This is a genomic window from Oculatella sp. FACHB-28 (assembly GCF_014696015.1).
In the GTDB taxonomy this organism is placed as follows: Bacteria; Cyanobacteriota; Cyanobacteriia; order Elainellales; family Elainellaceae; genus JAAUTN01.
The window spans coordinates 1-24586 of the sequence record NZ_JACJPJ010000077.1; the positions used below are offsets into that span (position 1 = coordinate 1).

22 protein-coding genes are annotated in these 24586 nt (G+C 48.9%); 13 read left to right on the plus strand and 9 right to left on the minus strand.

The annotated features are described in order from the left end of the window. Nucleotides 1–180: 180 nt before the first annotated feature. Entirely contained in the window at nt 181–705 is a 525-nt protein-coding gene (locus tag H6F88_RS18270; protein WP_347277714.1) for a hypothetical protein, read from the plus strand. Nucleotides 706–896: 191 nt separating this feature from the next. Here H6F88_RS18270 and H6F88_RS18275 read toward each other — a convergent pair whose 3' ends face one another. Further along, nucleotides 897–1472, minus strand: coding sequence for a Uma2 family endonuclease (locus tag H6F88_RS18275; protein ID WP_190644186.1), 576 nt, complete (start codon nt 1470–1472; stop codon nt 897–899). A gap of 43 nt (nt 1473–1515) precedes the next feature. Beyond that, the gene (gene miaA, locus H6F88_RS18280; RefSeq protein ID WP_190644234.1) at nt 1516–2445 is read right to left on the minus strand and encodes a tRNA (adenosine(37)-N6)-dimethylallyltransferase MiaA; all 930 of its coding nucleotides are present in this window, start codon (nt 2443–2445) and stop codon (nt 1516–1518) included. A 229-nt stretch (nt 2446–2674) separates the two neighbouring features. Here miaA and gyrB point away from each other — a divergent pair, with 229 nt between their 5' ends. The 4 genes from gyrB (at nt 2675) to H6F88_RS18300 (ending at nt 8822) form a co-directional block, all read left to right on the plus strand. After that, entirely contained in the window at nt 2675–4615 is a 1941-nt protein-coding gene (gene gyrB / locus H6F88_RS18285) for a DNA topoisomerase (ATP-hydrolyzing) subunit B (protein WP_190644187.1), read from the plus strand. A 281-nt stretch (nt 4616–4896) separates the two neighbouring features. Further along, entirely contained in the window at nt 4897–5532 is a 636-nt protein-coding gene (locus H6F88_RS18290; RefSeq protein ID WP_190644188.1) for a hypothetical protein, read from the plus strand. Nucleotides 5533–5707: 175 nt separating this feature from the next. Beyond that, nucleotides 5708–6271: a thylakoid membrane photosystem I accumulation factor gene (locus H6F88_RS18295; protein ID WP_190644235.1), complete on the plus strand. Its 564-nt coding sequence runs from the start codon at nt 5708–5710 to the stop codon at nt 6269–6271. Between the two features lie 148 nt (nt 6272–6419). Further along, nucleotides 6420–8822: a VIT domain-containing protein gene (locus H6F88_RS18300; protein ID WP_190644189.1), complete on the plus strand. Its 2403-nt coding sequence runs from the start codon at nt 6420–6422 to the stop codon at nt 8820–8822. 135 nt (nt 8823–8957) lie between these two features. Here H6F88_RS18300 and H6F88_RS18305 read toward each other — a convergent pair whose 3' ends face one another. Then, on the minus strand, nt 8958–9053 hold the full coding sequence (locus tag H6F88_RS18305; protein WP_190644190.1) for a cytochrome b6-f complex subunit PetL: 96 nt from the start codon (nt 9051–9053) through the stop codon (nt 8958–8960). Between the two features lie 88 nt (nt 9054–9141). Between H6F88_RS18305 and aroB the strand changes: the two genes are divergently transcribed. Both aroB and hisC read left to right on the plus strand, forming a co-directional pair. Further along, nucleotides 9142–10236, plus strand: a complete 1095-nt coding sequence (gene aroB, locus H6F88_RS18310) for a 3-dehydroquinate synthase (protein ID WP_190644191.1) — start codon at nt 9142–9144, stop codon at nt 10234–10236. Nucleotides 10237–10282: 46 nt separating this feature from the next. After that, the gene (hisC, locus tag H6F88_RS18315) at nt 10283–11323 is read left to right on the plus strand and encodes a histidinol-phosphate transaminase (protein WP_190644192.1); all 1041 of its coding nucleotides are present in this window, start codon (nt 10283–10285) and stop codon (nt 11321–11323) included. A gap of 25 nt (nt 11324–11348) precedes the next feature. Here hisC and era read toward each other — a convergent pair whose 3' ends face one another. After that, on the minus strand, nt 11349–12326 hold the full coding sequence (era, locus tag H6F88_RS18320) for a GTPase Era (RefSeq protein ID WP_190644193.1): 978 nt from the start codon (nt 12324–12326) through the stop codon (nt 11349–11351). Nucleotides 12327–12573: 247 nt separating this feature from the next. Between era and egtD the strand changes: the two genes are divergently transcribed. Then, nucleotides 12574–13644, plus strand: coding sequence for an L-histidine N(alpha)-methyltransferase (gene egtD, locus H6F88_RS18325; RefSeq protein ID WP_190644194.1), 1071 nt, complete (start codon nt 12574–12576; stop codon nt 13642–13644). Nucleotides 13645–14051: 407 nt separating this feature from the next. Next, nucleotides 14052–14543, plus strand: a complete 492-nt coding sequence (locus tag H6F88_RS18330; RefSeq protein ID WP_190644195.1) for a hypothetical protein — start codon at nt 14052–14054, stop codon at nt 14541–14543. Between the two features lie 290 nt (nt 14544–14833). On the opposite strand, the gene H6F88_RS18335 is transcribed toward H6F88_RS18330, so the two are convergent. Further along, nucleotides 14834–16933 (minus strand): prolyl oligopeptidase family serine peptidase, encoded by a 2100-nt coding sequence (locus H6F88_RS18335; RefSeq protein WP_199333676.1) that lies wholly within the window; start codon nt 16931–16933, stop codon nt 14834–14836. A 63-nt stretch (nt 16934–16996) separates the two neighbouring features. Further along, nucleotides 16997–17311, minus strand: a complete 315-nt coding sequence (locus tag H6F88_RS18340) for a metalloregulator ArsR/SmtB family transcription factor (protein WP_190644196.1) — start codon at nt 17309–17311, stop codon at nt 16997–16999. Between the two features lie 171 nt (nt 17312–17482). On the opposite strand from H6F88_RS18340, the gene trxA reads away from it, so the two are divergent. Then, complete coding sequence (trxA, locus tag H6F88_RS18345) at nt 17483–17878, plus strand: thioredoxin (protein WP_190644197.1); 396 nt, start codon at nt 17483–17485, stop codon at nt 17876–17878. Between the two features lie 84 nt (nt 17879–17962). Next, nucleotides 17963–19069 (plus strand): alkene reductase, encoded by a 1107-nt coding sequence (locus H6F88_RS18350; RefSeq protein WP_347277712.1) that lies wholly within the window; start codon nt 17963–17965, stop codon nt 19067–19069. Nucleotides 19070–19221: 152 nt separating this feature from the next. Here H6F88_RS18350 and H6F88_RS18355 read toward each other — a convergent pair whose 3' ends face one another. Further along, entirely contained in the window at nt 19222–20007 is a 786-nt protein-coding gene (locus H6F88_RS18355) for an RNA polymerase sigma factor SigF (RefSeq protein WP_190644199.1), read from the minus strand. A 268-nt stretch (nt 20008–20275) separates the two neighbouring features. On the opposite strand from H6F88_RS18355, the gene H6F88_RS18360 reads away from it, so the two are divergent. Further along, nucleotides 20276–21142 carry a PHP domain-containing protein gene (locus tag H6F88_RS18360; protein WP_190644200.1) on the plus strand — a complete coding sequence of 289 codons (867 nt, stop codon included), beginning with the start codon at nt 20276–20278 and terminating at the stop codon, nt 21140–21142. A gap of 238 nt (nt 21143–21380) precedes the next feature. Here H6F88_RS18360 and lgt read toward each other — a convergent pair whose 3' ends face one another. Continuing rightward, nucleotides 21381–22265, minus strand: coding sequence for a prolipoprotein diacylglyceryl transferase (gene lgt, locus H6F88_RS18365; protein WP_190644201.1), 885 nt, complete (start codon nt 22263–22265; stop codon nt 21381–21383). 152 nt (nt 22266–22417) lie between these two features. Here lgt and rlmN point away from each other — a divergent pair, with 152 nt between their 5' ends. After that, complete coding sequence (gene rlmN, locus H6F88_RS18370) at nt 22418–23518, plus strand: 23S rRNA (adenine(2503)-C(2))-methyltransferase RlmN (protein WP_190644202.1); 1101 nt, start codon at nt 22418–22420, stop codon at nt 23516–23518. 155 nt (nt 23519–23673) lie between these two features. Here the strand turns inward: rlmN and H6F88_RS18375 are convergent, their stop codons facing one another. Continuing rightward, a complete protein-coding gene (locus tag H6F88_RS18375; RefSeq protein ID WP_190644203.1) occupies nt 23674–23865 on the minus strand; it encodes a replication restart DNA helicase PriA in 192 nt (63 codons plus the stop codon). Nucleotides 23866–24586 lie beyond the last annotated feature (721 nt).

Consider the following 24586-nt stretch of genomic DNA (forward strand, 5'->3'; position numbering starts at 1 on the left):
CTAGAGCAGCTATAGGCTTATGCTAGTGCACTTAGCTTGCTTCTACTTGAGTGACCGTGGCGTACTACAGAATGAGGCTGTTTTGCCTGATTTTCCTATTCGCCAACAGCAACCTCTGTTGTTAGAGGGCTTGCTCATCCAGATAGATTAACAACGGCTCTTGCTGAATTAAATCGGGCAATTCAACTTGCTCCTCACTATGCAGAAGCGTATGCCCTTCGCGCAGATATTCAAGATCAGCTAGGTGATTTGGAAGGAGCAATTGAAAGTGCTGGAAAAGCTCAAGAAGCGTTTCAAGCACAAGGTGATTCTGTTCAGGCTGGAGTTTATGAGCGGCAGAAACTCTATTTAGGACTGCAAAGGCAGTCGTTGGCTGAGAAAAATCTACAAGAGCAGACTCCTGATGAGGATGAGGTTGCATTTGAAGATATGCCAGAAGTTCAACAGATTCTGCTAAGGAGTGCTGCCTTCGCACAGGAGAAACGTTATTCAGAGGCGATCGCTGAAGCTACTAGAGCAATCGACCCATACCCTGACATGGCTGACTCATGGGCTATACGTGGCAATATTTTTAGACTCATGGGCGACCGTCAAGCGTCTTGCAGAGACTATGAGCAGGCTGCTGAACTGTTTGAGCAACAAAGCGATTCAGTGAGAGTAGAGACGCTTCGCCTGATGATTGATGCTGTTAATTCTCAGGAGTAGTTGATATTTATCATCAAAACTTTCTGAATGCGGGTGCAAATTCAACAAACGCGTTTGCAAATTCAGAAAGCAAGTATACGAATTCGATGAGCAGGTTTGCAAATTCAATGAACGAGTATGTGAATTCAACAAACGGGTTAAGAAATTCAATGAATGGGTTTGCAGATTTAAGGACAAGCTTTTGGACGGAACTACCAGATGGTTTGAAGATTTAGCACAAATCCTGGCAGCACATCTTCACCTGATAAAGCATCTGGAGACTCTAAGATTTCAACGGCTTGCCCTAAACGGTAAATTGCAACCTTGCGTGATTCTGGGTCAATCAACCAGCCTAACCGATCGCCGTTGTCCTGATATTCCTGCATCTTTGCTTCACCGGCTTCCCAACTGTCTGAGGGAGAGAGTAGCTCAACTAAAAAGTCTGGACAGAGCGGCAGGAATCGTTTTCGCTGTGCTGAGGTTAGAGCATCCCATTTGGCTTGGGGAATCCAGGCAACATCGGGGGAGCGATCGCTTCCATTCGGCAGCCTAAACCCCGTTGATGAATCAAATCCAACTCCAAGCCCGGTTTGCCGATTCCAAACTCCAAGCGCAATCACAAGATCAAAGTTTTGTTTCCCTGTCTCGCCTCCCGTTGGGGACATAACGATTAGTTCTCCGGTTGCTGCGCGTTCTAATTTCAACTCAGGATTGTCCTGACAGAGTTGGTAGAACTGCTCATCAGTAAGCCTCACAACAGAATCAAGCTTTAAAGTTAAGGCAGTCATAATTTTGGAATTAGCTCACCTTTTACTCAAGCGTATATTAAGCTCAGGTTCTTGCCTCGCAGGTTTGGAGGAATGCTTGAACTCTTTCCCAAACTTGATCAACTAGGTGGGGAGAGTCAGCATCAAACCATTCAATTTGGCGATCGCCATGAAACCAGGTGCGCTGGCGTTTGGCAAACTGGCGGGTATGCAGAACGATTTGCTCTTTTGCAGCTTGTAGAGAAATGTCTCCGGTTAAATACTGCTTTACTTCTTGGTAGCCCAATGTGTTGAGCAGAGGCAGGTCATATCCATACTTCTGACAAAGCTGTGTGACTTCAGCAATCAAGCCAGCGTCAAGCATTTGCTGCGTGCGTTGCTCAATGCGTTGAGCTAGTCGATCCAACGTGACACAATCCAACCCGATTTGCAGAATTGGGTAACTGGGTGGATGTTCTCCCTGCTGCTGAGAAATGGGTTTTCCGGTGGTGTAGTACACTTCCAGAGCACGCAGCGTTCGGACGGCATCATTGAAGTGAATTTTTTGGGCAGAGACGGGATCAATTTGTTTTAGAAAGGCGTAGCACTGAGGTTGTCCTAGTGATTGAAGCTGCGATCGCAATTTCGCTTGTGGGGGTACTCTAGGAATCTGCAAACCTTGCGTAATTGCACGAATATAAAGTCCGGTTCCGCCAACTAACAGTGGAATAGAGAAACGATCGCCCAATTGGTGAAACATACCTATGATCTGCTGCGCCTGCTGCTGATAGTCTGCTAGCGTTAGCGTTTCGGTGGGGTCACAGATATTTATAAGATAATGGAGGGCTTGCTGTTGCTCAGCGGAGGTTGGTTTTGCGGTGCCAATGTCAAACTCACGGTAAACCTGACGCGAGTCAGCGCTGAGAATCGCTGACTGGAGCCGTTGGGAGAGGGCGATTGCCAATCCCGACTTTCCAGTTGCTGTTGCTCCACAAATAACAATTAGAATAGGAATAGCCAATGGTAGTACAAATTTACTATTTCTGCAGGTTAAACTATCAACATCTGCAGGTTGCTGAATGTGATCAAAATTCTGCCGAAAATGGGCTTGATCGATCCCTGCCTTATTTTTCACTTCAAACCGCTCTAAAATCGCTTCAAACCCTTTTGTGTTATAATTTTGATAGGTTTTGGTGTTCTGAAGCATAGATGGCTTCAAACCGAATTATGGGAGCGCTTCATACATGACAACCAATTATGGTGCTGACCAAATCCAAGTCCTTGAAGGATTGGAGCCTGTCCGCAAACGTCCGGGCATGTATATCGGTAGCACAGGCCCACGTGGACTCCATCACCTAGTTTACGAAGTTGTTGACAACTCGGTTGATGAAGCTTTAGCGGGTTATTGCAAGTACATTCAGGTCAGCCTGAATGAAGATGGCTCTGTCACCGTTACAGATGACGGACGCGGAATTCCGACAGATGTGCATCCCCGAACCGGCAAGTCTGCTTTAGAGACCGTAATGACGGTGCTACACGCAGGCGGAAAGTTTGGCGGTGGTGGCTACAAAGTTTCGGGTGGTTTGCACGGGGTTGGTATCTCAGTCGTCAACGCCCTTTCAGAGTGGGTTGAAGCAACCGTTTGGCGAGACAACAAGGTGCACGTCCAGCGGTTTGAACGGGGTATACCTATCGGTGGTCTGTCCATTCAGCCGAGCCCTGACGAGCGGACAGGGACTTCGATTTCCTTTAAGCCAGATTCTCAAATCTTTGCGACGACGGGTATTGAGTTTGACTACGCTACGCTGGCAAGTCGCCTGCGGGAGCTGGCTTACTTAAACGCTGGAGTTGAGATTACTTTTACTGACTATCGCCTGGAACTGCTCAAGAGCGACCAGCCGCGTATTGACAAATATCACTACGCTGGTGGCATTCGTGAATACATTAGCTACATCAACAAAGACAAACAGCCCTTGCATGATGAAGTGGTGTTTGTTCAGGGTGAGCGCAACAACGTGCAGGTTGAGGTGGCACTTCAATGGTGTGTAGATGCTTACACTGATAACCTGCTGGGCTTTGCCAACAACATTCGCACCATTGATGGTGGTACTCACCTGGAAGGACTGAAGGCAGTGCTAACCCGGACGATGAATTCCATCGCCCGTAAGCGCAACAAGCTCAAGGAAAGTGACTCTAACCTGGCAGGGGAGAACATCCGTGAGGGACTGACGGGCGTCATTTCGGTTAAAGTACCTGATCCCGAATTTGAAGGACAAACTAAAACTAAACTCGGCAACACCGAAGTTCGAGGAATCGTAGATTCCCTAGTGGGTGAGGCGCTAACCGAATATCTAGAGTTTCGTCCTAGCGTTGCTGATGCGATCCTTGAAAAGGCGATTCAAGCCTTTAACGCGGCAGAAGCTGCCCGACGGGCGCGAGAACTAGTGCGCCGCAAATCTGTACTGGAGTCGTCAACGCTGCCCGGTAAGCTGGCAGACTGTAGCTCTCGTGACCCAGCAGAGTCAGAAATCTTCATCGTGGAGGGAGACTCTGCGGGAGGTAGCGCTAAGCAAGGACGCGATCGCCGCTTCCAAGCAATCCTGCCGCTGCGAGGCAAAATCCTCAACATTGAGAAAACCGACGATGCCAAGATCTACAAAAACACCGAGATTCAGGCGCTGATTACCGCATTAGGTCTGGGTATCAAAGGTGAGGAGTTTGACCCATCACAGTTACGCTATCACCGTATTGTTGTCATGACTGACGCTGACGTAGATGGCGCTCACATTCGGACACTGCTATTGACCTTCTTCTACCGCTATCAGCGATCGATGGTCGATCAGGGCTATGTGTACATTGCCTGCCCTCCTCTTTACAAAGTAGAACGGGGACGGCAGCATCAGTATTGCTATAGCGATCGCGAACTCAACCAGATCACATCGCAGTTTCCTGCTAACGCTAACTACACGATTCAGCGATTTAAAGGTTTGGGAGAAATGATGCCCCAGCAGCTTTGGGACACCACCATGAATCCTGAAACCCGGACGTTAAAGCGAGTCGAAATTGAGGATGCAGCTGAGGCAGATCGAATCTTCACGGTGCTGATGGGCGATCGCGTTGCCCCTCGACGTGAGTTCATCGAAACCTACGGCTCAAAGCTGAACCTAACTGATCTGGATATCTAATCAAATATCTAAATTGGTTATCAGTCATTGGTCATTGGGAGTCATCATCCCCAAATGACTAATGACTGATAGCTAAGAGATTCAAAATTGATTTTTAAGCTATTGAGAATAGCCATATTTCTCGTGCCACTTAACCTATCTGCGGCTAAGCTTGTGAGGGATGACTAGGCTGCTTAGAAAACATCTCATCCATAAACATTATTCCCAGGCAATCCGGATTTAACGGTTGCGAAATGCAAGCCATTTAGTATCGACTTCGACACGAGAAGGTTAACGTGCCTATGTTTATTAAAACCTTTACCCCAGTTTTACTCCTTACTGCCCTGGTTTTGGGAGGCTGCACCCCCAACGCAAATACCAATTCTGCTAATCCTGAGGGAGCTACAGTTCCGACGGAACCTACTGAAGCTGCTAGTCCTGAGGATGCGGGTAACGTTCTTGTTGGTTTGGATGGTCAGAGCCAACTTACCCTGCTCAACGGTTGGGTAGAAGATCGGGAACTTCATGAGTCAGCCGAGATTCAAGCTTCTAAGCGAGGCAGTGAAGAATACGTGATCGTTTTATCCGAAAACAAGGCAGATTTTGAGAATCTAACCATTGAGCAGCATTCAGAAATTACACGTGGGTTACTCGTTGAGAGCTTAACCGATCCTGAAATTACTGGACCGACTGATGTAACGACCGTAGGAAGTAACCCAGCCGTACAGTACGAGATTCAGGGAACCATCGAGGGAATTAACGTAGCATATTTACACACCACGGTTGAAACTCCAACGAAGTATCACCAGATTTTGGCCTGGACGTTGCCCTCTAGCTTTGAGCGTAACAAACCTGAACTTCAGCAGGTTATCCAAGGCTTTAAAGAAGTTGAAGCACCCGCTGCGACTGAGTCGCCTGCTCCGTCGCCTGCTCAGTAGCAATAAGGCTTGGCAAGGCTAACTGCCAAAGGCACGTCTGTCTTAGAAGTTGGTTAATTGGGCATGAAGCATCTAGCGAATCAACTTCTAAAGCAGTTTTAAAGCACACCCTAAGGTTTAACATTGAGGGGATAAGTTTTTGGTTTGGGACGGTTTTTTGCAAAGACGTTTTGTGATGAATTCTTTTTATCGAAAGCTTTCCAGGCTGTTGCTGAGTCTGGTGCTGCTGCTTGGGCTATTAGGACTGCTAGGTAATCCTGCCTGGGCGGGTCTGACGGACGATCGCTTTGATGGCAACATTTTTCCGCTCTATGCAGGCAACGGTTCTCTAGTTCCGCCCAAAGTGACGTTGGCAGAGTCTTTTAAAAGAGATAAGCCAACGCTGGTTGTGTTCTATGTAGATGACAGCAGTGATTGCAAAGAGTTTGTTGCAGTCGTCAACCAGCTTGATTCATTTTACGGTCGGGCGGCTGATTTTATTGCCATGACTGTGGACGCGATCGCCCCTCAAGAACACTACGAGCCAACAGACCTGGGCTACTACTACAAGGGACTTGTACCTCAAACGGTGTTATTTAATCAGGCGGGTGAGGTTGTGCTGAACGAGACAGGTACGATTCCCTTTGAGCGGATCGACGACAAGTTTCGTGAAGTATTTAACCTGCTGCCCCGCTCTGAGTCGGTTGAGCTAAAGCGCCGACAGGTGAACGAGATTAATACGGAGTTAGTTAGAGAGTAAGGATGAGAGGGGTTTTAGGGGATAGGGCAAGAAGGTATTTCTTCATTCCCTATCCCTTACTCCTCTGTTGCAGTTTTCGCAACCCTGAAGGAAGGCAATTCAACGGATGTCATGGTGAGAGCTATCTTCGTTCACCTAAGCTCCTCCTATGAAACTCTCCTTTGTTTTGCCGTTGACGGTTCTGCTGGTTGGCGTAGCGGGTAGTTTGGCTCACTTTGCGATCGCCCAATTGCCCACGCGGTCGCCCTCTCCGGCTAACTCAAGTTCCGGCTTAGGGACAGGAGAGTCCCCTGCTGCATCCGATGGTGTAACAGGAGGATTGTATGTCCAGATGGATGGGCAGGAGCAGGTTTTTCCGTTGCGCCACACTGAGGTGAAGGCTCAAGTCAGCGGGAATGTGTCGCGGGTTGAGATGACGCAGACGTTTGAGAATCCGTTTGAGGAACCACTGGAGGCGGTTTATGTGTTTCCGCTGCCGGACGAGGCGGCAGTGGATGATATGGAGATTCAGATTGGCGATCGCACCATTCGCAGCGACATTAAGCGGCGGGAAGAAGCTCAGGAACTTTATCAGCAGGCGATCGAGCAGGGACAAACAGCAGGCTTGCTGGAGCAAGAGCGAGACAATATCTTCACTCAGTCATTGGCAAACATTCGCCCTGGTGAACAGATTGACGTAACGATTCGCTACACCGAGAGCCTCAAGTTTGAGGGTGGCGATTACGAATTTGTCTTTCCGCTGGTGGTTGGGCCGCGCTACATTCCCGGTACGCCGATTGCTCCCAGCAGTGACACTGACCAGGTGCCCGATGCTTCTCGAATTACGCCACCTGTGCTGCCACCCGAAGTGCGTTCCGGGCATGACATCGGAGTCACAGTAGACATTGATGCAGGAGTGCCGCTTCAAGACGTGCATTCTACGTCTCACCAAATTCGCACCAGCCGCAATGGACAAGCAGTGCGGGTGACGCTTGATGGCGAAGATACGATTCCGAACAAAGATTTGGTTTTGCGATATCGGGTTGCGGGCGATCGCACTCAGGCAACTGTCTTGAATCAAGTAGATGAACGGGGCGGACACTTTGCGGCTTACTTGATCCCAGCAGTGGAGTATGACGCAGATGAGATTGTCCCCAAAGATGTGGTGTTTTTGATGGATACCTCTGGGTCGCAGGAGGGTGATCCTCTGGCAAAGTCGCAAGAGCTAATGCGCCGCATGATCAACGGGCTGAATCCAGACGATACGTTTACGATCATTGACTTTGCGAATACCACTACGCAACTCTCCGCTACCCCTTTACCGAATACTGCTGCGAACCGGGCAAGGGCGATCGCTTACATCAATCAGCTAGACGCAAACGGCGGCACCGAATTGCTCAACGGAATTCAAGCTGTGATGAACTTTCCCCCAGCCCAAGACGGACGGTTACGGAGCGTTGTACTCCTGACCGATGGCTACATCGGCAACGAAAACGAGGTGATTGCAGAAGTGCAGCGGCGGCTCAGTCCTGGCAACCGCTTGTATAGCTTTGGGGTTGGCAGTTCGGTGAACCGTTTTCTGCTGAATCGATTGGCAGAGGTTGGTCGCGGTACGGTGCAGGTCGTGCGTCAGGATGAACCAACCGAAGCCGTCGCAGAGCAGTTTTTTCAACAAATCAACAACCCGGTGTTGACCAACGTTGAGGTGCGCTGGCAGGGAGACGGCGAAGCGCCAGAAATCTATCCCTTAGCGGCACCTGACCTATTTGCCGAGCAGCCGCTAGTGCTATTTGGACGTAAGCCTGATGGCATCAGCGGCACTCTGCAAATTACTGGAACGGCAGCAGGTGGGCGGCGCTATGAGCAGACGATCCCGGTCAACTTTGAGGAGGAAGGGAATGAGGCGATCGCCCAACTCTGGGGCAGATTCCGCATCAAAGATCTGATGAACCAAATGTTTGGCGGCGAAACCACAACAGGCGTTGAAGCGGTCACCAATACAGCCCTAGAGTATCGGCTGCTGTCGCAATACACTGCCTTTGTCGCCATTAGTGAAGAGGTGCGAGTAGACCCAGACGGCATACGCCGTCGAGTGCAGGTTCCCGTCGAGCTACCGGAAGGGGTAAGCTACGAAGGAATTTTTGGCGGTGCTGATGCAGCCATGAGCAATTCTGCTCCGGGTGGTGCAATGGCTCCCAGTCGCTCAATGGCTTCAGTCGGACAGCAAGATGCTTATGAAATGGCACCCGCTCCACTCACGCTCCGCCCAATGTCTCCTATTCCTACACCAACAGCCTCCCAAATTCAAATCGTTGATACAGAAGGATTAGATGAGGCAGAGCTAGCTTCACTGGAGCAGCACTTGCAGTCTGTCAATTTGCCTTCTGGTTTTACCGGAGATCTGGTTTTAGAGCTGCGCCTGCGGAATGGTCGTGTCGAGCGAGTGCTGCTGAATGATCAGGAATCGACGATAGAAGCGGCTGAGGTCGTTGATCCCGTGAGGCGATCGCTACAAACCTGGACATCTCCCACTCAACAAACTGGAACCGTTCGGCTAACGCTGCGGGTTTAGAGCGATTAGCATAAATTGCGTAGGGGCGGTTCGTGAACCGCCCCTACAGGCGAAATTAACCTGAGGTTTGGGCTTTGAGCTGAATTTCAGCTCAAGGCTGTTAAATCTCCAGGCTGTTGATCGGATCCATTCAACCTAAATCAACTTAACCGCACGCAGCCCAAAATACAGCGCGATCGCCGCCCCAAATGCAGCCCCGTAAAGCAGAATGTAAGCAAGTACTCCAGACATTTAACCTTTCCTTTAAAAGCTTCATAAAACTATTGAACCACTTCCTGGAGTAGAATACAGCGCACGAGGGTTATGGGTTGGTAAGCCAATGAAATCTGTTGTCACAGTTGAGTTACCGCAGCGGTCGTATGAAGTTGCCGTCGTTTCAGGTGGGCTAGACCATTTGGGCAGTTGGATGCAGCCGCTGAAGCTAGGAAAAAAGGTGCTGCTGATTTCTAATCCCGGCATTTTTCGTAGCTATGGAGAACGGGCGATCACCTCTTTAGAACAGGCGGGTTTTGAGGTCGTCCAGCATACGATTCCAGCAGGCGAACGCTACAAAACTCTCGCCTCAATTCAAAAAATTTATGACACGGCTCTAGCAAATCGCCTAGAGCGCTCCTCAACTATCGTGGCGTTGGGTGGTGGAGTGGTTGGGGATATGGCAGGCTTTGCAGCAGCAACCTGGCTGAGGGGAATTAACTTTGTCCAGGTTCCAACTTCTTTGCTAGCAATGATTGATGCCTCAATCGGCGGCAAGACGGGTGTAAATCATCCCCAGGGCAAAAACCTGATCGGCGCATTTTATCAGCCGCGCCTGGTACTCATCGACCCGCAAGTGCTGAATACGCTACCTGCAAGAGAATTTCGGGCAGGCATGGCAGAGGTAATCAAATATGGCATCATCTGGGACGCTCAGTTGTTTGAACAGCTAGAGCAAGCTTCCCGACTAGATCAACAGCGCTATCTCGATCTAGAACTCTTGCAAATGATTTTGACCCGTTCCTGTGAGGCAAAGTCACACGTTGTCAGCAAAGACGAGAAAGAAGCAGGACTACGAGCGATTTTGAATTATGGTCACACGATCGGACATGCAGTCGAAAGCTTGACTGGATATCGTCTAGTGAATCACGGAGAAGCTGTTGCGATCGGCATGGTCGCAGCCGGACAGATTGCTGTGGAATTGGGGCTGTGGACGCAAGCAGAGAGCGATCGCCAACACGCCCTAATCCAAAAAACTGGACTGCCTACTCAAATCCCGGCTGAGCTAGATGTTGAAGCGATCGTAGATACCCTGCAAACCGACAAAAAGGTTGAAGCCGGACGGGTTCGCTTTGTCCTCCCCACTCAAATTGGAACCGTCAAAGTCACTGATCAAGTACCGTCAGAAACCGTTCGACAGGTATTACGCCAACTCCAATAATTCAATTTCAATCATTCAATCAATTCATTCAATCAAGGGGGATCTCATGCAATTTTTCCGCGATCGCATCAACGCGATACAGGGCTACAAACCGGGAGAACAGCCGCCACCGGGATCAAACATCATCAAGCTCAACACGAATGAGAATCCCTACCCGCCTTCACCTGCGGCACTTCAGGTGTTGCAAGATCTGAGTGGCGAGTTGCTGCGCCGCTACCCTGACCCGACTGCGAAACCATTTCGGGAAGCAGCGAGTAAAGCATTGGGCATTCCTGCCGACTGGATCTTGGTTGGCAATGGTAGTGATGACCTGCTAACGATGATTTTGCGGGCTTGCGCAGAACCAGGACGGCGTGTCGTTTATCCTGCCCCTACCTACGTTTTGTACCGCACCCTGACTCAAATTCAAGATGCCGAGTTTGTTGAATTGCCCTATGGCGAGGAGTACGATCTGCCCGTTGAGGAGTTGATTGCTGCCAACGGAGCCGTTACCTTCATCGCGTCCCCCAACAGCCCCTCTGGAACGCTGGTTCCTAATGCACTGTTGGAAAAGTTAGCAGCAGGGCTTTCTGGCTTACTAGTGATTGATGAAGCCTACGTCGATTTTGCTGAGTCAGACGCACTGGAACTGGTTGAAAAATACGATAACGTCATTGTTCTCAGAACCCTTTCTAAAGGATATTCTCTGGCAGGGCTGCGATTAGGTTTTGGAGTTGCCAACCCAGCTTTACTGGACGGACTGATGAAGGTTAAGGACAGCTATAACGTTGACGCGATCGCATGTGCAGTGGGTGCAGCGGCGATCGCCGACCAACCTCATAAAATTGCCAATGCCGAAAAAGTTAAAGCATCCCGCGCAAAACTGGCAGAAGACTTGGAGCAGCTAGGCTTCCAGATTGGGCCTTCCCAAGCCAACTTCCTGCTAGTGCGTCCACCTCACGGCAATGCCGAGGAAATTTACCTGAAGTTAAAAGACCAAGGCATCCTAGTCCGCTACTTTAACCAACCCCAACTCCAGGACAAACTGCGGATCACGATTGGCACGGATACGCAAAATCAGAAATTGGTGCAATTACTCAGTCAGTAAGCAGGCTTTCTGGCTCTTGAGGATGTTACTCCTCAACCCGATAGCCAAATTCTGCAAGTCGCGTGCGGGACTGTCGCCATTTTGGTTGCACCCGCACAAATAGCTCCAGGTAGACCTTTCCCATCACCAGCTTTTGAATTTGCTGACGGGCCGCCGTCCCGATCGCCTTCAACATACTTGCGCCCTTGCCGATCACAATCCCCTTTTGCGACTGCCGCTCAACGTTGATCGTGGCGAGAATGCGGGTGATTTCGGGCTCTTCGTCTACGCGGTCAATGGCGATCGCCACTGAATGCGGCACTTCTTCACGAGTCAGCAGCAGAATTTGCTCCCGAATCAATTCAGCCATGATGAAACGCTCTGGCTGGTCAGTGACTAAATCGGGGGGATAGTAGTACGGGCCCAACTCCAGTCGGTCATTCAACAAACTTTGCAAAGCTTCTAACCCGTCTCCTGTGAGGGCAGAAAATTTTGCCACTGCCCAACCGTTTGCTTCTGCTAGTTGAATGTAGCTCTGGTCAATTGATTCAGCATCAGCAGACTGCTGGTCTGCCTTGTTGATCCCCAAAATCACGGGCGTTTTAGATTGGCTGAGCAAATCTACGACAAAGCGATCGCCTCCCCCCGCCTCCACCGTTCCGTCTACCACAAATAGCAGTACATCTACTGAATCGATCGCAATTCGGGCATTTCTCACCAGCACTTCCCCAAGCTGATGATGGGGCTTGTGAATTCCTGGCGTATCAACAAAAATAATTTGCACCTCGGAGGTCGTCAAAATTCCTCTGAGGCGATTGCGCGTCGTCTGTGCCACTGGCGACGTAATCGCAATCTTTTGCCCCACTAATTCGTTCATCAGGGTAGATTTGCCCACATTCGGCCGTCCCACGATGCCCACAAAGCCAGACTTAAAGCCTTCGGGAGCCTGTGGGATCAAAGCCACGTCCGACAAAAGTGGCAGCGCCTCAGCCTGATTATCGAGTTCAAAATCTACATCTGTCATCGTTACTGTTTGCTTAATTCTTTGACTCAGCAGCTTAACAAGACTCCAGGGAACTGCCGTAGCCTAAGCTCTTACTATCGCTATCGTATCCTGCACGTCAAATTTATAGCGCAGATCGGTTGAGCTAATGTAGAAGGTTTTGGCAACAAATGATCCTAAAGGCTAAGCCAATTCTCATTATTGGATGGGAAAATGCAGGGCGGGTGTGGCTCTTGGTCTACCCGCTGATGGATTCTATGAAAGCTTCATGCAATTTCCTAAATCTTCTGGCTCAACGGGTTTTTCTCAAAGCAAAATTGGCGATCGCTCCTCTTCCCAGTACGCCCTGGAGGATCGCCTTCAGATTGAGTACTTGATTGATCCAGTCAATGCTCAGACCGATCTGGAGTCAGCGCAGGATGTGATTGAGGGCTTGAGCAAAACGCCAAAATCTTTGCCGCCGCGCTACTTTTATGACGATTACGGCTCTCAATTGTTCGAGCAAATTTGCGATTTGCCAGAATATTACCTGACTCGCACAGAAGCCGCCATTTTTCAGGAATACGCAGGGGCGATCGCCCAACTCACTGGAGCCTGCGAAATTGTCGAACTAGGCAGCGGCAGCAGCAGCAAAACTCGCCTCTTGCTAGATGCCTACCAGCAGCAGGGATATCCCTTACGCTACCTGCCCATTGACGTTAGTGCAGGCATTCTTGAAAGCAGCGCCCGCACCCTGTTAACGGACTATTCCAGCCTCAAAATTCACGGGTTAGTTAGCACCTATGAGCTAGCGCTAGAGCGGCTCAGCCCAGCCCCACTGCCCACTCGGATGATTTGCTTCATTGGCAGCACTCTAGGCAACCTGAATCCGCAAGAATGTGACGTATTCTTCTCACAGGTTACTCAAGCATCGCAGACTGGTGAATATTTTCTGTTAGGCATCGACCTACAAAAGCCAAAGGAACTGCTAGAAGCGGCTTATAACGACAGCCAAGGTGTCACCGCTGCCTTTAATTTGAATATGCTCAGCCATTTAAACCAGCAATTTGACGGAAACTTTGACCTGACTCAATTTGAACACTGGTCTTTTTATAACGAATCGCTGCAACAAATCGAAATGCACTTGCGCAGCCTGAAGGCGCAAACTGTTGAATTGCGAGATTTAGGAGTGGCGATCGCCTTTCAATCAGGAGAAACTATCCTCAGTGAAATTTCACGTAAGTTTAACCTCGCTCAAATTCAGCAAGAGCTTGAGTCCAAAGGACTTCAGCCTATCCAAACTTGGACTGATCCAAATCAATGGTTTGGACTGTTGCTTTGCCAGCGATGTAATTCTTAATTATCTCCAGTCCGGATTGTTTGACATTTATCTAGTTAGTTGACATCAATAGGTTACGGAGTTGCATTTTCCCTTGTATGGCAATCCTAAATAAGCCTTGAAAGGCATTCATTGGAGTAGGTTGCTGATTTGCAAACTACTCATATACAGACGATTTAGGGTTGGCATATATAGCTTTGATAAAGGTGACAAAAGCTAATTCCCATGAGGACTGTAGCGATACTTTAACGGTGCAAGTATGTTGCTTGATGCAATTCAAGCAACACAGATGAAAGCAGAATAATTGCTTTCGATATGGGTACTTTAACAGTACAAGTATGTTGCTTGATGCAATTCAAGCAACACAGATGAAAGCAAAAAATAGTTGCTTTCAACAGTCCGTCCTGAAAATCTTTGAGGTGTTTGTTATGTCTAGTGTTGCAATTCCTGCTGTCAATCAACTGCGTACCGAGCTAGGTGACTTTAGCAGCATCATTTGTTTTAGAGCAATCGTGACTGGGACTGAAGATGCGCTCGGTGAAAAGGCAGCAGCGATCGCTCTGATTGCTGCGGGTCGTCAGCGAGGCAAGCAACTTGCAGAACAGCTTGGTTTGACAGGAGTGGGAATTAACTCTGAGAAAATTGTTTCGCTGCTTCAGGCAGCATTGGGCAAGGACGGCACGCGGCTCTGCATTATTGATAACGTTGTCGCAGATGGAGAAAAAATCCTGGTTTACTGTCGGGAAACCATTTGCTCGGCAGGTGAACTTCAAGGCTCTGACCGTAAGCTAACCTTCACACTAGGAGCGATTCAGGGTGTGATGGAGCAAGTCACAGGACAGCGGTTGCGGGGCAAGCAGGTGGAATCGGTTCTGCGTGGCGGTTCCTTTGATGTCATCGAGCTTGAAGTGCTCGGCTAATTACCTCATTGAGTTGACTCTACCAAGTTAATAAATACCAGTTTGAAAGCTCCAGCTTCCACTTATATGAAGCTGGAGCTTCTCATACCAAATCCGTCTATAGAGTAGCAGTAGCGGTAGGGGCGAAGCATTCGGTTACAATCCTTGCCACTAAAGCACAATTCTTTTGCTGAATGCTTCGCCCGTACACCAAATAGTGCTTCTTTACGAAACGGATTCCGTGTCATACACAGTTCTCAAATTCTGGAGAACCCCAAAAAACCTTCTACCTTTTCGGCAAAAATGTGGGTTCAAGGGGACTGTATATCTAGCGATCGCACCAAAAATGCCCAGCGATCGGAGATCTCCTCAATCACTTTAGCCGTCGGCTTTCCGGCTCCGTGCCCTGCTTTAGTCTCAATCCGGATCAACACCGGATTATTTCCTACATGAGCTTCCTGCAATGCGGCCGCAAACTTAAAGCTGTGGGCAGGCACTACCCGATCGTCATGATCAGCCGTTGTGATCAGAGTTGCAGGATAACCCGTTTCAGGTTTCAGATTGTGCAATGGAGAATAGGCGTAGAGTGCCTGAAATTCTTCTAAGTTTTCTGGTGAACCGTAGTCAGAGCACCAGGCCCAACCGATAGTGAACTTGTGGAAACGCAGCATATCCATTACACCCACCGCGGGTAAAGCCGCTCCAAATAAATCGGGTCGCTGGGTCATGCAGGCTCCGACCAGTAATCCGCCGTTGCTGCCTCCGGCGATCGCCAGCTTCTTCGGTGATGTATATTGATGCTCAATCAGCCACTCCGCTGCTGCAATGAAATCATCAAATACATTTTGCTTATTTAGCTTTGTACCCGCCTGATGCCACTCCTCACCATACTCACCACCGCCGCGCAAATTTGGCACTGCAAACACACCACCCAACTCTAACCAGACAATATTGCTGGGCGAAAAGGATGGCGTGAGTGAGATGTTGAACCCTCCGTATCCATACAGGTAAGTAGGGTTATTCCCATTCAGTTCTAATCCCTTTTTGTGAGTGATGAACATCGGTACTCGTGTACCGTCCTTACTGGCATAAAACACCTGCTTTGTCTCATACTCATCAGGATTGAAATCTACCGTTGGTTGCCGAAACACACTACTTTCTCCACTCACCATGTCATAACGATAAATAGTTGTTGGTGTAGTGAAACTGGTGAAACTGTAGAATGTTTCTGTATCATGGCGCTTACCGCCAAAACCTCCTGCCGAGCCGATTCCCGGCAGCTCAACCTCTCGTATAAACGTTCCGTTCAAGTCAAATAGTTTTACCTGGGTGTAGGCATCTTTGAGGTAGAAAGCGACAAACTGGTGATTCAGGATATTCACACCCATCAGTGTCTCATCCGCTTGGGGAATCACCTCTTGCCAATTTTCTCGCGCTGGATTGGCAATATCAATCGCAATTACTCGACTGCGTGGCGCATCCAGATCAGTCTCAAACCAGAACACCGTGCCCTCACTGTCAATCAGGCTAAACTTTGCCTCAAAGGAGTTAATTAACTCAACTACAGGGGCTTCTGGATTTCTCAGATCCTTCCAAAACACTAGATTCCTAGGGTCTGTTCCTTGACTCACCGAAATTACTAGATAATTGCCATCTTCAGTGACTTCGCCACCAAACATCCAATTCTTTTCGTCAGGGCGCTCATAAATCAGGACATCTTCGGCTTGAGACGTACCGAGTTGGTGAAAGTAAAGCTTCTGATAATAGTTAATGTCTTCTAATTTTGTTGCTTCATTTGGTTCGTCATAGCGCGAGTAGAAAAAGCCCTTGCCATCAAGTGTCCAGTCTGCGCCCGAAAACTTAATCCACTTTAGATGGTCAGGCAAGTCCTCACCCGTTTCTACATCTCGTACTTTCCACTCCTGCCAGTCGGAACCAGATGTAGATAGCCCATACGCCATCAGTTTGGCATCTTCACTAATTGCCAATCCCGAGAGTGCCACCGTGCCATCTTCAGAAAGCGTATTAGGATCAAGCAAAACTCTCGGTTCTGCATCTAGTTCGGGCAATGTGTAAAGAACGCTCTGATTCTGCAAACCATCATTCTTAAAGTAGAAATAACGGTTTTCCCGCTTAAACGGAATGCCGTATTTCTCGTAGTTCCAAAGCTGGGTCAACCGCTGTTTCAGGCTTTCACGGGCAGGAATATCATTCAGGTAGGTAAACGTCACCTGGTTCTGCGCTTCGATCCACTGACGGCTCTCGTCTGAATCGGGATCTTCTAACCAACGGTAAGGGTCACCGACCTGAACGCCATGATAATCATCCACCTGATCGACTTTAGGACTGGGGGGATAAACTAGGGACTTGTCGGCTTGATTGACATCAGCTTGCATATCGGCTTGAGACATTGCGAAGAACTTTGAACGACTTCCTTCAATGTATCGGAACCCTAATTTTTTGGAAGATTAGGGTTAATCCATCAACCCAGAAAAGCTTTTGAGACAGGCAGTTAAAACATCTCGGTTCAGGGCATTGTACTTGGTTTGTCCGTCTCGACGGGTTGTGATCAATCCAGCTTCTGCCAGTGTTCTAGAGTGGTGACAAAACAAGGCGAGGCTGATGTTAAGTTGCTGGGCAATTTCAGAGCCGCTTAGCTCATTCTCGCGAACCAGTAGCTCTACGATACGCAAACGGGTGGGGTCAGACAACGCCGCAAAAATTTTGGCGCGACAGTCATTTTCAGTTTTCTCAAGCAGCGGTGACACAGGTGACGGTTGATTGTCCATGTTTAGATACAGGCAGCAGAATAAATTGGGTTTTCAAATAAAACTCGAACAGGCTTATTGAAGCACTTAAACAACCACTTGACTATTGAGTTACTTTTCAATATTATCGTAGTTAAGCGGTTGTTTAACCACTTAACTAGTCCGCTTCATGGGCTAAAGGAGATTAGCATTATGTCCAGTACATCTCAGACAAAGACTTCTTCAGAGGCTTCCAGTTCATCTCGATACATTACGCTAACGGAAGACAACTTCCAGGCGGAAGTCCTCGACAGTTCGTTACCGGTGCTAGTTGATTTTTGGGCTGCCTGGTGTGGTCCCTGTCGTATGATCACCCCCATCGTCGAAGAGTTAGCTGCTGATTTTGCAGGTCAAGCCAAGATCGCTAAGCTCAACATTGATGACTATAGTCACATTGCGAGTCGCTATCAGATTAGTGCTGTCCCGACGCTACTGCTGTTTCAATCGGGGAAAGTTGTTGATCAGGTGGTGGGTGTAGCACCCAAGCGAGTCTTTGCTGCAAAGCTAGAAGCTTTGATAGAAGCAGCTCACTCAGAGCAGGCAGCTTGAGCTAGCTGAGACCAACGGCAAACAACGGCAAAAGAGTGAATGCCTAAGTTCCGATCCCCATTCTTGTTTAAAGGAGATAAATTTGTGAGTTCTAATGTTCATTTGCTTTCGCCAGTTAAAGTTGGCGCGTATGAACTGCCCAACCGGATTGTAATGGCTCCGCTGACTCGCAACCGTGCTAGTGCAGGGAAGGTGCCTCAATCTTTGAACGCAACTTACTATGCACAACGTTCATCGGCAGGGCTAATCATCAGTGAGGCAACGCAGATTTCTCCTCAAGGTGTAGGCTATCCGGCGACTCCAGGCATTCACTCTCAAGAGCAGGTTGAAGGCTGGAAGCTGGTGACGGATGCGGTACATGAGCGGGGCGGCAAAATTTTTCTCCAGCTTTGGCATGTCGGACGGATCTCTCACCCGTCGTTACAGCCTGATGGAGCGCTCCCAGTTGCACCTTCGGCGATCGCCCCTGCTGGTGAAGCTTCAACCTATGAAGGACAAAAGCCATTTGTCACCCCACGCGCTCTAGAAATCACAGAGATTCCTGGGATTGTTGAAGATTACCGTCGGGCTGCCCAAAATGCGCTAGACGCTGGGTTTGACGGTGTGGAGATTCACGGTGCCAATGGCTATCTGCTCGATCAGTTTCTACAGGACGGAGCAAATCAGCGCACAGATGAGTATGGCGGTTCAGTTGAGAATCGCAGCCGCTTTCTGTTGGAGGTGACGGAGGCCGTGACAGGCGTGTGGGGAGGCGATCGCGTCGGTGTTCGGCTTTCTCCCAGCGGCACCTTCAACGATATGCAAGATTCTGATCCACAGACACTGTTTGATTACGTGATCGGAGCGTTAAACCGCTTTGGGCTTGCCTATCTGCACCTTGTGGAGCCACGGGTTCCGGGCATGAGTCTAGAGGAACCGAACCGCCCAGACTTACCCTCTAGCCATTTCCGCTCAATTTTTAATGGCACGATTATCTCAGCGGGGGGGCATGACCGCGACTCAGGTAATGCTCTGTTGGCAGAAGGGTCAGCCGACCTGATTGCCTACGGCAGACTCTACATCGCCAATCCAGATTTGCCAGAGCGATTTGCTGCTAACGCTTCGCTGAATACGCCCGATCGCTCAACTTTCTATGGTGGCACTGAGCAGGGATATATTGACTATCCTACGCTTGAGCTACAAAGTGCTTAGGTTGTTTGAGGAGTAGGAGCTAGAGGTTAGTTCAAATACCTCTTATTCTGATCTCCAGGTGAGACTGGAGACGAGAATAAATGCTCTAAAAAACTGAGAGCGTTACATCCTTGGATGTAACGCTCTCGGCTTTTTGGGACTGCTGTGAGGATCTATGGGTCAGTGCGTAGCGTTTGAGCTTGCATGAGTGTCGTCATTTGCTCCAAACCACGCTGGATGCGACGAGTCACGGTCATAGGGCTGATTCCAATTCTTTCAGCCACTTCCTTGCGTGAAAGTCCACTGAAGAAGACAAACTCAATTGCGGCTCTAGTTTTGTCTTCTAGCTGGCTCAAGGCAAGTTGAAGCTGTTGGCGGTCTTCTTCTAAAACCTGAAGGTTTTGATATTGAGGATCTGTCAAAGAATCGCCCAATGTCATTGAGGAATCGGTTTGTTGAGACACCGTTGCGTCGAGGCTGAGGGGTGAACGGTTTTGAGTGGCCAGCTTAACTTCACGCCATTCGTTCAAGGAAATTCCTAGTTGCTCAGCAACCGCTGCATCAGAGGGTTGATGTCCGAGCGATTGGGTAAGCTGGGCGCGAATCCGCTGTCCTTCTTTTTGCAAATCTTGCCAACGACGGGGAATCTTGATGGAACTGCTGCGATCGCGCAAAAAGTGCAGCATTTCACCCCGAATGTAAGGGACGGCAAAGGAGCTAAAGGCATATCCTTGGCTGGGGTTAAACCGCTCAACGGCGCGAATTAATCCGAGATAACCAATCTGTTCCAAATCTTCGTAAGGTTCACAGCACTGGCGGCTAATTCGATGGGCGATTTTGCGGACTAGTCCTGCGTTAAGACGCACAAGTTTGTTGCGAAGGGCGACGGTGGGATTGTGCTGGTAGGACATCAGCAATTCCACATTATCGGAGCGGAGAGAAGATTCAGTAGCCACCATCGGATAAGACCTCACGTCAGACTTAGGCTTATTCTCTCGGTGGAACCCTTAGCAAACCATCGTTAATTTACGGGTGTTTGAACAGCGCTCCTGAAAGGTCTCAGCAAAACTACGGATTGCTGAAACGGTTTGCTTCAAATCGCTCAGGTTCAGCCTTACTCTGTTTCGACCAAACAAGGTAAAGAGAGGCAATCCCGACGGGGTTGCGCTCTCTTTACCCCAATTTTTGTACCCCAATTTTTTGGGTAGGGATCACTATAATCAGGACATGTTAGAACTTCACTGTCACACGACGTATTCTGATGGCACACTAACTCCGGGCGAATTGGTTGAAGCAGCGATCGCCGCTGGAGTCAAAGCACTCGCTATTACTGACCACGACACGGTCTCAGGGTGGAATGAGGCTTTTGCAGCGGCAGGGCAGCGTTTAGAAATCGTTCCTGGTGTGGAATTGAGTACGGTTCATAATGGGCGATCGCTACACATTCTGGGGTTTTACCCAGATGCCGCTAAATTGAGTGAGCCGCTGTCCCTTCGGCTGGAGGGACGCAAAAGGCGTGCCAAACAAATGGCAGCAAACTTGGCAGAGATGGACTATCCAATTGAGCTACCAAACCTGGGGGAGGGCATGGCTCCGGGTCGTCCTCACCTGGCGACTGCATTGGTCAGGGCTGGCTATGTACACTCCGCAAGGGAAGCTTTTGATCGCTTTTTGGGAGATGGCTGTCCTGCCTACGTTCACTACGAAAAGTTTTCAATTGTCGAAGGAATTGAGCTGCTGCGCTCATCAGGGGCAGTACCCGTTTGGGCGCACCCCTATCTGTTTCGCGGCGGTGATGTGGAAGTGGTGCTGCAAGAACTTATTGCTGCGGGGTTGATGGGAGTTGAAGTTTATCACCCCAGTCATACCCCTTCTGAGACAAAAAAATTAGAAACATTTTGTGCTCAGCATGGACTGCTGATGACAGGTGGGAGCGATTACCACGGCCCTATTCCTGGTATAAAAGACAAACACAGCAGTACGTTAAACTTGCTGAACTTGCCGCTCAACCTGCTTGAACCCGTGAAGCAAGCGTCTGAAAGGTTGAGGGCTCGAGCCGGAATCCGCTTTGTAAAAAGACAATATCTTGGATAGGGCGAAGCATTCGGGCACAAACTCTGCAACTCAATCACAATCCCTCTGCCGAATGCTTCGCCCCTATTGCACCGCTATATTTTGCGGAGAAAAAGGACAATTTTTCAGGAGCTTCCGGATCGACCCCATGTAATTAGTAGAAGGGTATGGTAGATGCACCCTGATTAAAACCCTGGAGTTAACCCTCTGGGGTTTTTCTTTTTCCAGTGGATCTCTCGTGTAAATTCCTTTTGGACATCTAATGATTCTTAGATTTGGGGTTTGCTGATGCCGAGGATGCATCTTCTGAAACGACATCGGGGAGCGATCGCTTCAAACCGTAAAGCCAGATCAAACCTGCTAATCCTATTGTGATTCCAACCAGGCTGACGATTTGGGCAATTCTTAACGGCCCAAGCATGAGGCTATCCATTCGCAGTCCTTCGATCCAAAATCGCCCCAGACTATAGCAAACCCAGTACACCAAAAATAGCGTTCCCGTTTTGAGTTTTGTTGGACTCTTTAGCCCCCTAAAGAAGAGGAACATCAGAATCGCAAACACTCCCAGATTCCACAGTGATTCGTAAAGAAACGTGGGGTGGAAGTATTCTGCTGTGGTGTAGTCAGGAGGGCGTTGAGCTGGGGGAATGTAGAGCTTCCACGGTAAATCTGTGGAACGACCAAAGGCTTCTGAGTTGAAGAAGTTGCCCCAGCGTCCGATCGCCTGTCCCAAAATTAGCGAGGGGGACACCAGGTCAGCCAACTGCCAGAAAGACACTTTATTCAAACGAGCAAAAATTAGAGACGCGACAATGCCGCCCAAAACTGCACCATGAATGGCAATCCCGCCTTTCCAGATAGCTATGATGTCTGCTGGGTTTTGAGCATATTCCTGCCATTGAAACAGCACGTAGTATAGCCGCGCACAGGGAATCGCAGCCAGTACCAGCCAGATTGCTAAATCTCCTAACAGGTCAGGATTCACATTTCGACGTTTTGCCAGATAGGTTGATAGGCTAACACCAAGCAGGACGGCGGTTGCAATGAGCAGTCCATACCAGCGAATAGTAATTGGGCCCCATTCCAGGAGAATTGGGCCGGGCGAGGCAAATTTGGCAATGAGGGGTAGCGTGTGCAGCAACATGGGTATTGTGGGACTGAATAAAAGCTGGGTTGTAACCTTGGTGAGGTTAGACAGTACCACTAACCATAATGCCTGAGTTGGGTGAATGCGGTTGAAAATGGCGCGATCGCCTCCACGTTAAGATGGAGATCCTCCTCATTCCAGGGCTGTTTATGTCTGCTGTCGATTCTATTGACCCCGTTCAATCTGCTGAGGGCGATCGCCTCAATCCTGCTCAAGCGGCGAGTCCTATCCCTCCTCTGTTGGGGGCTTCTTTAGCGGAGCTAACTGATTGGGTACAACAGCAGCAGCAGCCCGCCTATCGAGGAAAGCAGTTGCACCAGTGGCTGTATCAACAGGGGGGGCGATCGCTGGCAGATATTTCGGTGTTTCCAAAGCAGTGGCGGGCAAATTTGACGGACGTTCCTGTGGGTCGATCGACGCTGCATTATCGGTCAGAAGCGCCAGACGGCACGGTCAAGTTTCTGCTGCGTTTAGCTGATGGACAAATTATTGAGACTGTGGGGATTCCTACCGACAAGCGGCTGACGGTGTGTGTGTCGTCGCAGGTGGGCTGTCCAATGGCTTGCGATTTTTGTGCGACGGGTAAGGGCGGCTTTACGCGCAACTTGGGGCGGCACGAAATTGTTGATCAGGTGTTGACTGTGCAAGAAGATTTTCAGCGGCGGGTCAGTAATATTGTGTTTATGGGCATGGGAGAGCCGCTGTTAAATACAGACAGCGTGCTGGCGAGCGTGCGATCGCTCAATGAAGATGTGGGAATTGGGCAGCGATCGATCACCATTTCTACGGTTGGCATTCCCGGACACATTCGCCGTTTGGCACAGCATCAGCTTCAGGTGACGCTAGCAGTAAGTTTGCACGCCTCTAATCAGGCTTTACGAGAACAGCTGATTCCCAGCGCTCATCATTATCCCTTGACAGCGCTTTTGGAAGAATGCCGCGAATATGTACAGATTACGGGTCGTCGCGTCTCCTTTGAATACATTCTGCTGGGTGGATTGAACGATTGCCCCGAACATGCCAATCAATTGACTGAACATCTGCGGGGCTTCCAGAGTCACGTCAACCTGATTCCCTACAACCCGATTCAAGAAGTCGATTATCAGCGTCCTGATTCAAAGCGTATTCAAACTTTTGTGGAAGCGCTAAAAGCCAAACATATTGCGGTCAGTGTCCGACAGTCTAGAGGCTTGGCGGCTGATGCGGCTTGTGGTCAGCTACGAGCTTCTAAGGTGGGGGCGATCGCCTAACAACCGGGATACTGTACCAATTTTATTTTTGTCTGTGACAGATGCTTCGGCATAAAAAACATGAGGGCTAGAAGTTCAACTTCTAGCCCTCACAGTGGACGCTTAAAATCTTCAAGTTCAGCTTGCCCAAAAAAACAAACTGAACTCTCAGCCAATCAGGCTGGAATGCCCGGAGCATAAGCCTCAATCACATTACCCGTTTCCGAACACATGACCATCAGGTAATCGCAAGCAGGACACTGTGTCCGAGTAAGCTGGTTAGCGGTGAGGTGATGTCGCTCGGCTGGGCTACCACAATTCGGGCAGCGAACGGCTTGAATTGTAGGTATTTTCTGTATCGTTTGCATCTTAAAACCCTCTCGACTCAGCTAATTTTCGAAAAAAAGTAAATCTTGAACAAACCTAGAGCTTTAGAGTAAAAAGTAAGGTTTCTCTTACTCCTTCGATCGAAAAATGTATCTAGATTAACTAACTTAAAGATAGTTAATAAGCAGAAAAAATTTCCAACATTTAATTTTATTATGTCAGCATTTAATAAAAGTTGCAACGTAAATCTAACCTGGGATCATAAGCCTAAAGCGTGATCCCCGCTACATCCAGGAATTGAAACTCGGTTATGGTTGGCTTTTTCCAGCCACTAAACTGAGAGCAAAGCAGAAAAACAATGGAGCCAGAATGACTATTTCCTGGGTATGAGACTGCAATATTTTTCATAGCTTTACAGTTTCTTCAAAGATCTTTAACCAAGTCTCCAAATTTCCACTGTTTGGAGAGAAATTTGTGAGGCTTCTATCTAATTTCGGTATACTCCTTATCTTTATTTCTTAAGATTTGATTAATTATTTCTTCGGTTAGATGGCAGCAAAAAGAGTAGGCAAAATTCAGCTACATTCATTCTTGGAAGGTAGCTTTGAGTACTTAAAACAATGTCCTAGAAAGATATTTCCCCTCAGAAGAGAAGTTTTGAAAGGAGCAAATGCTCTTGTAGGGCATGACCTTGGGGCAAAAAGTTGAAAGTGCCACGAGTTCTGTATGGGTGCACTACTGAGCTTTTCCCAGATGCTCTCC